Below are 15,989 nucleotides of genomic sequence, written 5' to 3' on the forward strand. Positions count from 1 at the left end.
CACTCCTCCGGCGGTAACTCGCTCGAGTCGCTCACTCCTCCGGCGGTAACTCTCCCGACTCGATGAGCGCAGCCAGCGGATTGTCCTCGATATCCAGCGGGAGACTGACGCGCCCCCGTTTGCGCGCCGACTCCCAGATGCCGAAGACGACCTCCGTCGATCCGAGCGCTCGTCGGCCGCTGATAATCGGCTCCTCGTCGGTCTCGAGCGCTTCGATGAGCGTCACGATGGCCGCGTCCTGGGCGGCGTCGCCGCCGACCTCGACGGTCCTCCACTTGCCGTCGGTTCGGATGCGATACCCGTCGCCGAGTTGAAACTCGACCTCACCATCGGTCCCGATGAAGCGATTGGTGTGGGGGCCGACGGCCTCGGCGCCCGCGCCCGTCGAGCAGAGCGCGTGAACGCCGGATTCGTACGCCCACATACCGAGTCCCTGGCGTTCGGACGGCATGTTCGTGTACCAGACGTGCTCGTCCGGGTAGTCGATCTGCCCGAGCACCCACGCCACTGGTTCGTCACCGAGGACGTAGTTCGCGAGGTCGACGTGGTGGAGCCCCGTCTGGAGCAGGTCCTGGCGACCGATCTCGACGCGCTCGAGGTCGCCGATCGCCCCGTCCTCAATGACCCGCTTGATCTCGCCAGCGGCGTCGCTGCACCGGTTCTGGAGGTTGATCGTCAGCTGAACGCCGGCGTGTTCACAGACTTCGACGAGACGCCGACTCTCCCCGACCGTCTCGGCCATCGGCTTCTCGCAGTGGACCGCCTGCACCGACTCGTGGCGGGCACACGTTTCGACCAGCTCCCCGTGCGTCGACGGCGGGGTGCAGATACTGACGACGTCGGGAGTCGCCCCGTCGAGCATCTCCTGGACGTCCGTAAAGACACGTTCATCGTCGAGGCCGAACTCGTCTCCGAACGCGGCCGCGTGATCGGCGACGATGTCCGCACAGGCGGCCACCTGACAGCCGTTGGCCCGTCGAAAACTCCGCGCGTGGCGGTGGCCCATGGAGTAGCCGTCGTGATCCGAGTCCTCGGGATGTGGCCCGGTTCCGACGATTCCAACCGTGTAGTCGCTCATGGTGTAACGGATCGTAGTTCCGGCGACCGTCCTATAAGCGTGCCGGTGGCCTCCAGGACGGCTACGCTGCGGAAACGTCAGTGTCGACGTCGACCCACTCCCCCGTCTCCGCGGACTCGTAGGCGGCGTCGAGAATGCGAAGAACTGCGGCGGCGTCCTGGAGCGTGACCGGCGGGTCGCGCTTTCCATCACAGGCCTCGAAGAACGCCTCGACGAAGGCTTTGCCCCACGACCCGCCGTAGCCCGGTGCCGGGTCGTACTCGTGGGTGATCGTCCGATGGGGCGTGCTGGCCCACTCGCCGCTCGCGTCGTCGAGTTCGAGCGTCGTCTCGCCCTCGAACCCGAACTCCCGTCCCATCGGGTCCCAGCTACTCCGACCGTCGCTTCCGTACAGGTCGATTCTGGTGTCGTAGAGGCCTTCACCGAGGTGGTAGCCGCAGTGGAGCGTACCGACCGCTCCCTCGGATGTCTCGAGTTGGAGCGTCGCGACGTCCTCGACAGCGACCCCCTCGGTTCCCGAAGCCATGTTCGCGTTGACGCGTACGATCGGTTCCTCCAGAAGCCAGTCGATCAGCTGGAGCCAGTGAATGCCGAGCCACTGGAGGATGCCACCGCGACTGGCGTCCTGGTCGAAAATGAAGTGGTCGGTATCCCGGACCGACAACTGCGACGCGACGTAGCGCGCCTCGAACGCGCGGAGGTCGCCGAAGAATCCGTCCTGGACCAGCCCACGGAGGTCTCGAGCGATCGGGTGTGATTGCCACGGGTACGACACGCAGACGGTTTCGTCGGCGGTCGCGACCCGCTCCAGCACGGGCTCGAGTTCAGTGACCTGGCGGGCCGCCGGCTTCTCCGTGTAGACGTCGACCCCGGCGTCGAGCGCTCGTTCGATGGCGTCGGGCGTGTCGCGATTTGGAAGCGTGAGGAAAACCGTATCGACCGACTCGGCGGCCAACATTGCCTCGATGGAGTCGTAGACCGGGACCTCGCCGAGAGAATCGACGGCGGACGGATCGAAAGCCGGATTCGGTTCGCACGCGCACGTCACCGTCGCCTGAAGCGCGTCGAGGGTCTGCAGGTAGGGCTCTGCGTGATGGTGGTCGAGGCCGACGTAGCCGACGGCTCGCTCCGTCATTTCGTTGCCTCCAGGTCGTCGTCAGTTCGTTCGAACGCGCGAGCGACGCGGTGACGGCCCTCCTTCCTGTTGCACCGGGTCGTTCGCCACCGGTGGCGGTCGGCGGTCGTCGGCACCGCTGTCTGCCTGCCGACGGTGCTCGATTCGAACGGTCCGGTGACGTGTCGGGTTCGGTGACCGACAGCGATCACGTCAGGCTCACCTGCGGGGGATCCGATTCGCATAGCTGCATCGTTACCAATCGGTTCATGGTGGCAAGTTGTAATGTACGTTGTGGTGAGAGGGGTGGCACGTACCAATACTCGGGTGCTTTCGATGTCCCAAAATCGAACATCCATTCACCACAAGCGGCGGGCGGGGTTGATCGCGCTAGTACTATACTCGAGCGAGGGCGGCCGGAGACACCGTCACGTCCGGACAGCGAACGTGTGGAAATCCAGATGGCGTTCACTACACCTAAACGGCCATTCACACTCGAGAGCGAACATCCTTACTGCCTTCTTCCGTCATTATATCGGGAATGACTGCCACAGAGAGCCATAACGTGACTCTCATACGCTTGTAACACTTTGTGACAGCATCTCACCCCTTCGTTTTGCGATGTAAAACAGCAGGTCGGACAATCTTCGAAAGGTCCGTCCCGATACGGTACTCGTTCGTCAGCGTCGTCAACTTCGCCAGTTCTGCTGCGAATCCGATGCACCCGTCGACGCTGCTTGTCGACGCTGTCCCCGTCGACGGCCACCTCGAGGCAAATTCGAGCCGACTCGGACCGTTTCAGGTGCCACGACGTGGTATCGCTCGCTCAGAGACGCGCGGTCCCAGGCGACCGGACGTTGCCGTGTGGCCGGTCCAGGAGCGCAGGATGCGGCCGTCGTCTCGGACGGGACGAGGAAAGGTGTGTTTAGCGGTCGAAAACGACTCGACGAGAACCGATGTCGGTGGCCGGTGACCGACGTCGATGGCCAGTGACGGACGACCGGTGGACGGTGACAGACGTCGATGGCCAGTGACGGACGACCGGTGGGCGGTAACCGGCGACCGGTGGCTTGATACACAGACGCTCCCTGGTTTCGAGCGACCAATGACGAACGTACTCCTCGCCGGTGAGTCCTGGCAAATGCTCACCTTCGAGATCAAGGGACAGGACGTCCTCACCGGGGCGTCCTACGACGAAGCGCCGGATCACCTCGTCGCAGCCCTCGAGGTCGCGGGCGCGTCGGTGACCTACCAGCCCTGTCACGTCGCGACCCGCGAATTCCCTCGGACGCGGGCTGAACTCGAGACGTACGACCTCGTGATTCTGAGCGACATCGGCGCGGACACCCTCCAGCTCACGCCGCAGGTCCGACGGGGCGAAGTCGACGTCGATCGGTGTGAACTGCTGGCGTCGTACGTCGAAGACGGCGGCGGACTGGGAATGATCGGCGGCTACATGAGCTTCGCGGGCGTCAACGGCCAGGCGCGGTACGATCGCACCGCGCTCGCCGACGTACTGCCGGTCTCGATCGGTCCCGGCGACGACCGGGTGGAGGCGCCGGCCGGCGTGCGCCCGACGAACGAAGGGGTTCCAGGAGCGACCCTCGACGACGAGTGGCCCGCTGTCCTCGGCTACAACCGGGTCGTCGCCGACGCCGACGCAGACGTCTGGGCGACGGTCGGCGACGATCCCCTGCTCGCCGTCGGCTCGTACGGGGACGGACGAACGTTCGCGTTCACTACCGACTGTGCGCCCCACTGGGCACCGCCAGCGTTCCTCGAGTGGGACGGCCTTCCCACCCTCTGGGAGGCACTGCTCGAGGACGTCACCGGCTGACCAGAATGTCGGGAACGGTCGCCCGATCCACAGATCCAGAAGAAGATCGGTCACACGACCTGGCGACCCAAACGTACTTTTGCGTGACTCACGCTACGCCAACGTATGAAACGCTACGAAACGCGCGTCGAGGGCGAAACGGTCTACCTCGAGACCGACGAGGGAGACCTCGAGATCGGTGATCTCGATACCATCGTGAACGTGATCGGCAACGAGACGTACACGATCTCCTACGACGAGAAGCAACGAACCCAGGCGTGGCTCGAGACCGACGAGGACGGGAGGGTAACGTTCGACGTTCGTGAGACCATCGTCGACCTGGACCACCGGCGTGAGTTCGTCGACAAGATGCGGGCGATCGATCGCTCCGAGGAGAAGTACGGACTGCCAGAGCGGACCGTCGAATTTGCCGAGGAGATCGCGTCGATCTTCGAGCAGCAGGGTGCCTCCACGCAGTCGGAGTAGCAGTCGCTCAAGTCTGGCCCCCGAATTGAGCGCTCTCCGAAAGTCGGTAACTGGTGCTCGAGTGCTCCGACGCTTCGAGCACCTCGAGCGCTTCGGGCACGAAACGCCGCCACATCCATATGGGATCGGACCGAACCGAGAACCGATCTTCGATGCCACGGGACGCACACGATACGTCTTCGAGCGGCTACGAGTGGCGGGCCGGCACCGCTACCCGCGTCATTACGCCCGAGAAACCGATGTGGATGGCGGGCTTCGCGAAGCGCGAAGACCCCGCCACGGGCGTCGAACACGACCTCGAGGCGACGGCACTGGCGCTCGAGGACGAGTCGGGAACGCTCGCGGCCATCGTCTCCGCAGACGTGTTGTTCATCCCGAGAGCGATCCGAGACGCCGTCACGCAGCGCTGTGAGGCGAATTTCGGTATCGATCCCGATTCTATCGTACTTGCGGCGACGCACACCCACTGCGGACCGGAATTCCGGGATTTCAAGGTGCGAATGTACGCCGACGACGTCGAGCGGTATCGAACGAACGCGGATGAGTATCGCGAACGACTCGAGGACGAACTTGTCACCGTAATCGGCGAGGCACTCGACGGCCGAGCGCCGGTGCGTCTCAGCTACAGTCACGCCCGGTGTGGGTTCGCGATGAATCGACGACTGCCGGTCGAGGACGGGATCGCCCACGAGCAAAACCCCGACGGGCCGGTCGATCACGAGGTTCCGGTTCTCGTCGTCGAACCCGACGAAGGGGGCAATCGAACCGACGGAATGGCGCCTTCGGCCATCGTGTTCGGCTACGCGTGCCACACGACGACTCTCTCGTTCACGGAGTACTGCGGCGACTGGGCCGGGTTCGCCCGCCAGTACCTCGAGGAGCGCTATTCAGGGGTCACCGCCCTCTGTCTCCTGGGCTGTGCCGGCGACCAGAATCCGTATCCACGCGGTGACGTCGACCTGGCGAAACACCACGGATGCACGATGGCCACGACCGTCCGGGCGGCGATCGAATCCCGAAGACGGCCGATTCGAGGACCGCTCAGGACCGGCTTCGAGGACTGTGCACTCAAGTTCGAGAACCCACCGAGCAGGGACGAACTCGAGGCGATGCGGAAAGGCGACGTGCGACACCTGCGTGTCCGCGCGGAGGCGCTCCTCGACGAACTCGACGAGACCGGCACGATTCGAACGGAACACCCGTATCCGATACAGGCGTTCGGCTTCGGCGACGACCTCACGCTGGTGGCTCTCGGCGGCGAAGTTCTCGTCGAGTACGGGATTCAACTGAAGGATCGCCTCGAGGGACCGGTCTGGGTGGCCGGGTACGCGAACGACGAGTTCACGTACGTGCCAACGGCCAGAGTGAGAGCCGAGGGTGGCTACGAGAGCGAGGGAGCGATCCGCCGGTCGGCGTTTTCGGGGCCACTCGATTCGAACGCCGAGGAACGGATCCTACAGCACGCGCAGGCGCTCGGCGAGCGGGTACGCAGCTCGAGGACAATACAATAGGTTCGATAGATGCAATAGGTGCAATAGAATGAATCGACCCAATGACTTTAGTCTCGAGCCCGACCAGTACCCAGCGAACCCAGACGACCCATGCCCGCAGACACACCTGCCGACGACTATCCACTCCACCCCGAACGGATCCACGGACAGCCATCGTCTGCCCAGGAGAGACAGCGACGACGGGACTCCCTCGAGGAACTGCGCCCCCTGCTCGCGCCCGAGGCCGACGAGTACGGCTCCGATCCACGCCTCTCTCACCGGGACGACAGCTGGCTCGCGTGGCAGGAACGAACGGGCGAACTTCCGCCCGACTTCGAGCGGTTGCCGGCACTCGCCGAGCTTCCCGACCCCCTCGTTCAGTACGGTCCTGGAGCGGAACGTCGCGCCGAGATCACGACCAGCGAGGAGTGGGAACAGCAGCGAGATCGATACAGGAACCAGCTCGAGTACTGGCTTTACGGACGGATGCCCCCCGCGCCGGGAAACGTTCGGGCGAGCGAACTCGACTCTCGGACCGTGGAGGGAGCGACGATACGCGACGTCCGACTCGAATTCGGCCCGGGCCACGACCTGACGCTCGACCTCGAACTCATGGTTCCGGACGGGACAGGGCCGTTTCCGGTGTTCATGACCCAGTGGAACCACCGCAAGTGGGCGCTGCTGGCCCTCCAGCGGGGCTACGCGGCCGTCGTCTACGCGGCGGCTGACGCCCGGGACGACGCGGCCGACTACGGCGAGTACTACCCCGACTACGACTTCCAGTTGCTCGCCAGGCGAGCGTGGGCCGCCCATCGCGTCGTCGACTACCTCGAGACGGTACCCGAGGCGGACGACGATCGGATCGCGATCACGGGTGCGTCGCGAAACGGCAAGCAGTCGCTGATCGCCGCGGCGTTCGACGAACGAATCGACGCGGTCGCCCCCTGTAGCGCCGGGAGCGGCGCCGTCGTTCCAGCACGATTCGATCGGGACGACTGTTACGCCGGGGACATGTCGGTCCACGCGCGCCTTCGGCGCAGCTGGTTTCACCCGCGCTGGCGCTTCTTCGTGGGCCGGGAGAATCGCCTCCCTGTCGACGCCAACCACCTCGTCTCGCTCGTCGCGCCGCGCCCTTGTCTGCTCCACACGGCGCTGAACGAGCGGACGACGAGCGCGTGGGCCGTCGCGCAGGTGTACCAATCTGCCAACTCAGTCTACGACCTCCTGGACGCCGGCGACCGACTCGCCCTGCAGTATCGCCAGGGTCGTCACGCCAGGACCACGCGAGATCTTCACCAGATCCTGGACTTCTTCGACGACACGTTCGGACTCGGCGAGTACGACGACCCGGCGCGGCTCTACCACGACTTTTCGTTCGAGGAGTGGCGTCGGACGGCGGTCGATGACGTCGACGTTGCCGAATTCCCCGAACGCGGACTCGAGGACCCCCTGATAGACGACGATGGTAACCGAGCCGAGACGGTCGAGGCGTGGGTCGATCGAAAACCCATTCTTCGAGAGCGACTCCGCTGGAGTCTCGGCGAGCGACCGCCGCGCGCGTCGGACCCGCCTACGTCCTCGCTCGAGGAGGCGGGTCGAGGCGGGAAACCGGACTACCTCGCGGACGTCATCGGCCGACCCGACCCGCCGGATGGCGTCGAGAAACAGTGGCTGTCACCGTCGCGTACCTACGGCGAACGCGTCGAGGGCGACCTCTACTATCCGCAGTCGACCGATAGTGACCGCCCGGACGAACAGTTGCCCGCGATCGTCTGGCTGCATCCCTACGCCTACAACACCGGGTACGGAGCGGACGGGCGCGGGCAGGTCCCGGTCGAGGGAGCCACCGACCGCGGGTTCGCGCTGTACGCGTACGACCAGCTCGGCTTCGGCACACGGATCGAGGAGGGCGAGCACTTCTACGAGCGTCACCCGAACTGGTCGAAGATGGGCAAACTGGTCGACGACGCGCTGGCGGCCGTCGAGACGCTCTCGGCGCTCGAGTGCATCGACGACGACCGAATCTTCGTCCTGGGGTACTCGCTCGGGGCCACCGTCGGCCTGTACGCGGCAGCCCTCGACGAGCGCATCGCCGGCGTCGCCTCGGTCAGTGGGTTCGCGCCGTTCCGGACGAGCGATTCCGAAACCGAACGCGCCAACGCGGTGATTGGACGGCTGTCTCACATGCACGGGCTGCAACCCCGCCTCGGGCTGTTTCGGGACGACCCCGAGCGCGTCCCGTTCGACTTCCACGAGGTGCTCGGACTGATCGCACCCCGACCGACGCTCGCGGTGGCCCCGTCGCTCGACTGGACCCACCCCCAGGCGGACGTCCTTCGATGCGTCTCCGAAGCCCGGTCCGTCTACGACCTCTACGGGGTGCCCGAGGCGCTCCAGATTCGAGCACCGGACGACCTATTGAGCTTCGATTACCACGAAGCCCGTCTCGGCGACGGACCGGAGGAGTCGCCCGAGGCGTTCTCTACGGACCGACGAGACGCCGTCTTCGACTGGATCACCGACCAGGCCTGAGCTTCCCGCGCTCGAGCAAAGGTATATGGTCGAGCCGAAAAAACCGGTGGGCCGATGGACGTCCGATCGCTCGAGAGCTGGTTCCGAATCGATCCCGAAACCGCTGGCCAGGGAAGCGAGGAAGCCGATGAGTGACGAAGCCTCGAGTGGCACGAGTGACGACCGCTCGAAGGACTCGAGTGTCGAAGGCTCGACCGTCGTGAGCGACGACCTCGCCACGGTAGTCGACCTCGGAACGGGTCGCGACCGACGGGGTGGTGACCTCTGGTCGATGGTCGTCGCCGGCGACTGCGCGCTCAATCGAGACGCCAGGCCGACCGCCGAACGAACGGTGTCGTCGCCCCTTCGAGAACGGATCGGCGTGGCCGACGTCTCGATCCTCAACGTCGAAGCCCCCATCGTCTCAGATGAGGCGACGCCGATCGACAAGAGCGGGCCGTGCGTCGAGAACCCGGACGGGACGGCCGAGACAGTGGCGGACGTCGGTTTCGACGTCTGCACGCTCGCGAACAACCACGTCCGCGACTACGGACCCGAGGGCGTCGTGACGACACTCGAGGCGCTTCACGACGCAAACCTCGCGACCGTGGGCGTTGGCTCGACGCCCGATGAAGCGTATGAACCGCTCGCGGTCGGGCCCGACGAGTCGGTCGCGATCGTCAACGTCTGCGAACGGGAGTTCAACCTCGTCGACGAACGGGGCCACGGAGCGGCGTGGTTCTCCGATCGTCGCGCTCGAGAGGCCATCCGGGCGGCCGATCGGGAGTACGACAGCGTGATCGTCGTCGCCCACAGCGGCGTGGAGTACGTCCCGTTCCCGGCTCCTCAACTCCAGGGACTCCTGCGGGAGTTCGTCGACATCGGGGCCGACCTCGTCGTCGGGCACCACCCGCACGTCCCTCAGGGCTGGGAACGGTACGGCGACGGCACGATCTTCTACAGCCTCGGTAACTTCCTGTTCGACAGCATGGCCGACGAGGAGAACACCTCCTGGGGACTCGTCCTGGAGGTCGAATTCGACGGAGCGACGCCGGTCGCCGTCGAAATCGTGCCGACCGAAACCGTCGACGGGGTCGTCCACCCGCTCGGGCTTACTCGAGATTGCGAGGACTACCTGTCGTACCTCAACCGGCTCGCCGAGATCACCACAGACGCGGCGACGCTCGAGGCCTACTGGCAAGAAATTGCCGTTCAGGTATTCTACGAGCGGTACTCCAACTGGCTCCACACCGGCGTCGGGGCGAACCTCTCGCGTGCGCGCTCGGCGCCGAACGACCTGCGACTGCAGCGATCGATCTGGGATCCCGAAACCCGACGGGCGGAACTCTTCGTCCTGTTGAACGTCATCCGGGCGGAGTCCCACCGGTGGCTCACGACCACGGCGCTTGAGGTGCTCTCCGGCGAAGGTATCGACAGGCGGACCCCGGAGATCCGCGACGAAGCGCAGCGATTGCTGGCTCGAACCGCCCGCGAGTGAAGTCGCCGACTGTCGGACGATATGGGGCGATGCTGGCAGCCATAGTCGAATGAGGTAGAGGCCTCTAATATCAAATAGCTCTCATAGATTGTACGATGATAGTTCGATTCGATCCCGGCACAGTAGGAACATCTCGAGGACACCACTCCGACCGGCGTTCGGACGGTAAAACCCTCGCTGATACACGCCCATTGGTCCGGTTACGGTTCGAATGCTGGATGCGGCGAACGGGATACGATGTGGCAGGTCGTCGTGGACCATTCCCTATATCTATCGTCAGAATCCGTTCATGGACGGTTCAGACAATCGCCGTATTCCTCGGATCATCACGTTCGGCTGGAGCGAATCAGCGACACGCCGCTCGTCGATAACGTTCCCTCTGTCCAATTGACCTCTCGTTGTCTCGAGTCTCGAGTCGGATGAGAAATCCTATCTCAAAATACGGAGAGATAGGTGCAAATCATAGAACACATATACTTCTCCAGTAATCCGTTCTCGAAGAGCGACGGACCCACCACGCCGATAGCAGAAACACGTTAGCGTACGAACTGGATTCGTCGTCCTGAAGGGAATGCATCGTCCGAGTGGGTTACCGAAAGACCGTCGGCAATTGCCTCGAACGGATCTGGCCAGATATCGAGCGAGCAGCCGCGTTTCCGCGCGAACGTGGGGCGAACACGCTCCAATGCACAGGGAACGACAAAACCGCGCCGTCGTCGGGGCCAACGAGCGACTGGGTGTCGGCACCAACGGAGACTACCGTAGACTGCGGTTCGACTGAGGTCACCGCGGTGATTCGTTCGATTGGAGTCACCGCAGTGACCCGTTTAATCGGGTGCTCAGTCGTCGGTAGCGACCGGCCGTCCAATTCCTGAGAGCGTCGAACCCCCGCGGTCGTCCGCGTGTGACTCCACGGTCCGATCAGCGGTCGTATCGTCACCTTCCTCGTCGAGGAACTCGCCCTGGATCAGCGTCTGGACGGCCCGCTCGGCCGCGAGATCCGTCGCTTCCGCCACGAGGTCGGCGTGCGCCGACGGCGCCTCGGCGGCCGTCGCCTCCGCCGTCGTCGAGAACTCCTCGAGTACGTCGTCCAGGTCGGCGTCCAGGTCGACGGTCGCGAGCCGTTCCGTGACGAAGGCGGCTACCCGCTCGACGGCAGTCTCCTCGTCGCCGGGGGCCTCGAGGACGCTCTCGAGCGTCCGATCCATCCCACGGGCATCAGTCGAGGGGCCGGGATTTGCGTGAATCTGCGGGTCGAGACCGAGACCTTCGTAGAGTTCCGTCATCGTCGGGTCGTACGCCGTGATCCCGGCGTCCAGCCAGTGGTCGTCCGTCGCCTCGACCAGGTAGCCGGTGAAGGCTGTCTTCTGGCCGTTGCCGATTTGCCCACCGGGTGCGTGCAGCGAGTCGTCGATCGAGTCGACGACGTCCATCTCAAAGACGTCTCCCTCGTCGCCATACGTCGGCGCGGCGACGAAATTCCAGCCCTCCTGGAGGTGGGATTTCCCGAGGTCGGAATCGCGGTGACCCGGCGGCGTCCCGTCCGGTCCGACCGGCGGGTCGTCCGCCCGCTGGAAGTGGACCTCGGCGCGTACACCTTCTGCCGGCGTCACCCTGAACGCGTAGAGCGTGTCGGCGTACTGCAGGTTCCCGTCGCCGGTGACCGACTTCCACTTGCCGGCGTCGTGGTTCCACATCTCGATTTCGCCGGCGAACTCGCCGTACCCGTCGACGCCGAGGACGTCGTAGATTGTCTGATCGGTCGGCCCCGGGAAGCCGACAGCGTACGAGCCACCCGGATCGAGGGACAGGTCTGTCGCGATTTCCGTCGGTTCGAGTGCGTCGACGGCGAGGGCTCCTGCATCCGCGTCCACGTCTGTGGACTCGAGTTCCACCGGCGGAACGGTCAGGTAGGGATCGTACGCGACGTCGCCATCTACGATCGTATCGCCGTAACTTCGGTCGCCGAGGTAGTTCTCGCGACAGTCGAACGGTCCTTCGGGTGCGTTCCACCCGTCGCCGGGCTCGCCGCGGAACGGCAGGTTGGTGGCAGAGAGGTCGTTGTACCGCGCCAGGACTGCGTCGGCGTCGAGGCCGAAGTAGCCGGGTCCGAGGTCGAGACCGGTCGCTGCCTCGACGTCGTTGAACGCGAACAGGGCCGTGTCGCCGAACTGCCGGAAGCCGATTCCAGCGTTTTCGATGGTGTTCCGTTCGATGCTGACTGCTGGCGGATCGATGCCGAACCCGTACTGGGCAACGCGAATCCCCGTGTGGGAGTCGACGACGTGATTGTCCTCAACCGCGACGTCGACGCCGTCGACGTAGATGCCGTTGTTCCGGTCGTCCGAGTAGGGTTCCTCGTCGGGGCCGACGATCGTGTTGTTCGCGATACGGCAGTCCTCGCCGCCGTCGAAGGGACCAAAGAGCGCCACACCGGCCCGATCGCCGTCCTCGTGCTCGAGGTGACAGTCAGTGACGGTGACGCGGGTCGCGCCGTTAACGATGACGCCGCCCTGGAAGGAGTAGTCGGGGCTGTCGGTCACGGTGACGTTCCGGATCGTTGCGCCGTTGACGGTGCCGAAGAACCCGGAGTCGGTGCCGACGCCGACGACCGTCCCGAACGCGGTGACGTCCTCGACGAGCGCATCGGCCGTCTCGCGGAGCTGGACGCCGAACGTCCCGGCCGCGGTGACGTTCCTGATGGTCACGTTGCTGGTGCCATCACCGGCGAGCACGCCGGTTCCGATGGCGTTCTTCGAATCGACCTCCCCGTCGATCACGTTCGCCTCGACGTTCTCGAGCGTAACGTCGTCGGCGCCGATGTGGATAATCCGCGGCCCTGGCAGGTCCCGTTCGTGGACAATCGAGGGCGTCGCACCGCCGACGCCCCGGATCGTGATTCCGGGGGTGCCGACGTACAGACCGGTCTGGAAGCCGCGGTCCGGTGCGTCGACCTCGTAGACGCCGTCGGCGAGTTCGACGGTGTCGCCCTCGCGAACGAAGTCCACCGCCGCCTGCAGGTCGTCGACCTGCTCCGGGACGCGCAGCGGCGACTCGTAGACGGTCGTCGGTCTGAACGTCGCCGCCGTCTCGATCGTCTGACCACGCTCGCCGAGCGTGACGAATCGGGTACTGATCGCGAACTCGCCGATCCGTTGGGACGTGTCGACCGTTATCTCGACCGTCCCGTCGTAGGCGTCGTACTCGAGCGTGTCGTCGAAGGCGACGCTCTCTCCATCGATCGAGAGCGAGAGGTCACCCTCGTCCAGGAACTGCAATCCAGTAACGCCGACTTCCAGTTCCTCGAGGTTCTCGACGGCGACCTCGAGGGTAACCGACTCGCCGGGAGCCACCCGTTCGGCCGGCGCGGTGACGACGTCGATCGGCGGCGTCGTGGCGGCGTGAGCGACGAGATTGCCCAGGAGCGATTGTCCAGCGTCGGTGACGGCGTCTCGGTCGACGAACGTCCCGAGGCCGAGCGACGACGCGTGGACGACTCGAGAGAGGTCGTCGATTGCGAGGCCATCGCCCGTCTCGGTGGACGCGACGGCCGTCGAGGCGACCGTCGAGCCGGCGACGCCACCACTGTACCCCTCGAAGTAGCTGTGGAACCCGCTGTAGTACACGCCGATTCCGACCGAGACCGGATCGGGTTCGGTGATGGTGACGCTCTCGCCTTCGGCGGCGATTCCCTCGAACACGGGGTGTGCTGCCGAAATGTCGTACTCGATCGGATACGCGATCGGATACGGCACCTGGGCGGCGACCTCGTTCGTCTCGCGCGGGTCGCCGATCGCATCGGACACCTGGGAGACGGCATCGCTCGCGTCGCCGAACTGGTCGAGGTACACCGTACCGATTTCGGGCGCCGAAGCCACGTTGACAAAGTCGGCGACGAGGTTCGCGTCGTCGCCTAAGTTTTGCACGACGTACCCCTCGTGTTCGCGACTCTCGGCTGCGTCCAGGGCGGCCGCTGGCTCGAGGCGGTCGAACTGGTACCGAGGGTGCATCGCCTCGGCGAGAATCGTCTCGATGTCGGCCGCGTAGCCGCTCCCGGCGTCGACGATGCCGATCGGAACAGGCTCGTCGTAGACGAACGTCGGCCCCGTCGAGACGGTGACGGAGTCGCCGAGCCCCGAGAAGGTGTACTCGAGTTCGAGGTTGCCGACGCCGTCGGATTCGGTCCCGACGGTGATCGTTATTTCGTCCGAGCGGGCGGATTCGAAGTCGACGCGTTCGCCGAACGTGGTCTCCTCACCGTCGACCTCGAGCCAGGCCTGGCCGACGTAGTCTCCGACCTGTTCGACGGTGACCGATTCGACGTGAGCGACGTTCGCGGTCACGTCGAACGACTCGCCGGCCTCGAGGCCCTCGGGTTGGCCGTCGACGACGGCGATGGCGAGGCTGTCGCCGAGCGTGAAATCGACCGAGTGAAAGCCGTCGTCGACCTCGACGGTGACGGTGTCGGCGGTGTAGCCGAACGCGTTGGCAGTTAGCTCGTACGTACCGGGAATTGCCCGGACCTGGAACTCCCCGTCGGCGTTCGTCTCGACCGGGAAGCCGTCGAGTGTGACGGTTGCGTCGTCGATGGGGGCGCCGTCGGAGTCGGTGACGGTCCCGGTGACACCGCTATCGGCGGCGACGCGACCGACGGAAGCGAAGGCGTCGACGATTCCGCGTCCGTACCGAATATCGGGGTCGTCCGACTCGCCCTCGGGTTTCCAGGCAGTGGCGGCGAGGGCGCGTTTCACCCGCTCCGGCGTGGCTTCCTCGAGGGCTGCCGATCTGATGAGACCGACGACGCCCGCGACGTGGGGCGACGCCATCGACGTCCCGGAGATGGCGTGATACGGCCCGTTCGAGTGGTCGATCGGGAACGCGCTGGTTACGTCCACGCCCGGCGCCGACACGTCCGGGACGACGTAGCTATCGGGCCAGTCGTCGGGCGCGAGGTGCCCCCAGTCGTTCGCCGTCGAGATCGTTTCACCGCTCGAGAATTCGGCGATGGCCTCGTCTTCGTCTGAGGCCCCGATTGCGAAGGCGTCGTAGACGTTGGCGGGCGACCCGGACGTTCCGACCCTGCTGTTGCCCGACGAAGAGACGACGACCGTACCAGCCTGGTCTGCGTTCCGGACCGGTTCGATCATCTCGCCCACGTAGCCGTCGATCCCGAGGCTCATGTTGATCGCGTCGGCGTCTTCCTCGACCGCCCACTGCATACCGCCGATGATCTGCGCGAACGACCCGCCCCCATCCGGGAGGACGAGTCCACCGAGCAACGTCGCGTCCGGGGCGACGCCGATTGCGGTGCCGGAATCGTCGCCACCCGCGACCGTCCCGCTCACGTGCGTGCCGTGATAGTGTGAATCGTGGGGCTCCGAGTCGACCTGCTCGCCGTCGCCGTCGAACTCGGCGAAGTTGTCGGACTCGAGGTCGATGTCCGGGTGGGTCGGGTCGACGCCGGTGTCGAGCACCGCGATTCGGGCGCCCTCGCCGCGCGAGTCGTACGCGTCCCACGCCCCGGGCGCGTCGATCTGCTCGAGGCCGTACGTGACGTTACCCGTTTCCTCACTAACGGTTCCGACGTCCGGTTCTGGGATCTCGTAGCGGAAGTTGGGGTGGACCTCCGAGACGCCCTCCTGGGCGGTCACCTGCTCGAGGTCGACGACGCTGGTATCGACCTCGAGGAGGAGCGCGTTCGCGAGCCAGAAGCGTTTCTTCACCGCGAGGCCGTCCGTTTCGTCGACGTACTCGACGATGGGGGCCTGGCTCTTTTGGGCCGTCGCCTTGAGTTCGTCGACGACGGAATCGGATGCGACGAGTGGAACGTCCACGTCCTCGGCGCGGACGACGACTTCAGTCGTCTCGTCGACAGTACCACTCGCCGTCGGGAAGAGTGCGAGTAGACCGGCACCCGCCGTTCCCTGGAGAACTTGCCGCCTCGAAACGACGGATGGCGATTCGTCTGCTCCTTTGGGGGGATGCTCTGTCATCTG

At 65.2% G+C, this 15,989-nt stretch carries 9 protein-coding genes; 5 read left to right on the forward strand and 4 right to left on the reverse strand.

The features are described 5' to 3' along the window. Positions 1-31: 31 nt before the first annotated feature. The 3 genes from NGM15_RS03745 to NGM15_RS03755 all read right to left on the reverse strand — a co-directional run bounded on the left by NGM15_RS03745 (position 32) and on the right by NGM15_RS03755 (position 2,437). Positions 32-1,078, reverse strand: a complete 1,047-nt coding sequence (locus NGM15_RS03745; protein ID WP_253435439.1) for a Gfo/Idh/MocA family protein — start codon at positions 1,076-1,078, stop codon at positions 32-34. Positions 1,079-1,139: 61 nt separating this feature from the next. Then, positions 1,140-2,213, reverse strand: a complete 1,074-nt coding sequence (locus NGM15_RS03750) for a Gfo/Idh/MocA family protein (protein ID WP_253435442.1) — start codon at positions 2,211-2,213, stop codon at positions 1,140-1,142. Further along, complete coding sequence (locus tag NGM15_RS03755) at positions 2,210-2,437, reverse strand: hypothetical protein (RefSeq protein WP_253435445.1); 228 nt, start codon at positions 2,435-2,437, stop codon at positions 2,210-2,212. Before NGM15_RS03755 ends, NGM15_RS03750 begins: the two co-directional genes overlap by 4 nt. A gap of 860 nt (positions 2,438-3,297) precedes the next feature. Between NGM15_RS03755 and NGM15_RS03760 the strand changes: the two genes are divergently transcribed. The 5 genes from NGM15_RS03760 (at position 3,298) to NGM15_RS03780 (ending at position 9,993) form a co-directional block, all read left to right on the forward strand. Next, entirely contained in the window at positions 3,298-4,029 is a 732-nt protein-coding gene (locus tag NGM15_RS03760; protein WP_253435448.1) for a glutamine amidotransferase, read from the forward strand. Between the two features lie 105 nt (positions 4,030-4,134). Continuing rightward, positions 4,135-4,494, forward strand: a complete 360-nt coding sequence (locus NGM15_RS03765; RefSeq protein WP_253435451.1) for a hypothetical protein — start codon at positions 4,135-4,137, stop codon at positions 4,492-4,494. Positions 4,495-4,646: 152 nt separating this feature from the next. Beyond that, on the forward strand, positions 4,647-6,005 hold the full coding sequence (locus NGM15_RS03770) for a neutral/alkaline non-lysosomal ceramidase N-terminal domain-containing protein (RefSeq protein WP_253435454.1): 1,359 nt from the start codon (positions 4,647-4,649) through the stop codon (positions 6,003-6,005). A 90-nt stretch (positions 6,006-6,095) separates the two neighbouring features. After that, complete coding sequence (locus NGM15_RS03775) at positions 6,096-8,516, forward strand: alpha/beta hydrolase (RefSeq protein WP_253435456.1); 2,421 nt, start codon at positions 6,096-6,098, stop codon at positions 8,514-8,516. A 127-nt stretch (positions 8,517-8,643) separates the two neighbouring features. Beyond that, positions 8,644-9,993: a CapA family protein gene (locus NGM15_RS03780; RefSeq protein WP_253435459.1), complete on the forward strand. Its 1,350-nt coding sequence runs from the start codon at positions 8,644-8,646 to the stop codon at positions 9,991-9,993. Positions 9,994-10,832: 839 nt separating this feature from the next. Here NGM15_RS03780 and NGM15_RS03785 read toward each other — a convergent pair. After that, on the reverse strand, positions 10,833-15,986 hold the full coding sequence (locus NGM15_RS03785) for a S8 family serine peptidase (RefSeq protein WP_253435462.1): 5,154 nt from the start codon (positions 15,984-15,986) through the stop codon (positions 10,833-10,835). Between the last annotated feature and the right edge of the window lie 3 nt (positions 15,987-15,989).

The organism is Natronosalvus halobius, from assembly GCF_024138145.1.
Lineage (GTDB): Archaea > Halobacteriota > Halobacteria > Halobacteriales > Natrialbaceae > Natronosalvus > Natronosalvus halobius.

Coding starts and splice junctions, on each gene's coding strand:
- NGM15_RS03760 (WP_253435448.1), top strand. CDS start 3,298: ATGACGAACGTACTCCTCGCCGGTGAGTCCTGGCAAATGCTCACCTTC.
- NGM15_RS03745 (WP_253435439.1), bottom strand. CDS start 1,078: ATGAGCGACTACACGGTTGGAATCGTCGGAACCGGGCCACATCCCGAG.
- NGM15_RS03780 (WP_253435459.1), top strand. CDS start 8,644: ATGAGTGACGAAGCCTCGAGTGGCACGAGTGACGACCGCTCGAAGGAC.
- NGM15_RS03755 (WP_253435445.1), bottom strand. CDS start 2,437: ATGCGAATCGGATCCCCCGCAGGTGAGCCTGACGTGATCGCTGTCGGT.
- NGM15_RS03785 (WP_253435462.1), bottom strand. CDS start 15,986: ATGACAGAGCATCCCCCCAAAGGAGCAGACGAATCGCCATCCGTCGTT.
- NGM15_RS03775 (WP_253435456.1), top strand. CDS start 6,096: ATGCCCGCAGACACACCTGCCGACGACTATCCACTCCACCCCGAACGG.
- NGM15_RS03770 (WP_253435454.1), top strand. CDS start 4,647: ATGCCACGGGACGCACACGATACGTCTTCGAGCGGCTACGAGTGGCGG.
- NGM15_RS03750 (WP_253435442.1), bottom strand. CDS start 2,213: ATGACGGAGCGAGCCGTCGGCTACGTCGGCCTCGACCACCATCACGCA.
- NGM15_RS03765 (WP_253435451.1), top strand. CDS start 4,135: ATGAAACGCTACGAAACGCGCGTCGAGGGCGAAACGGTCTACCTCGAG.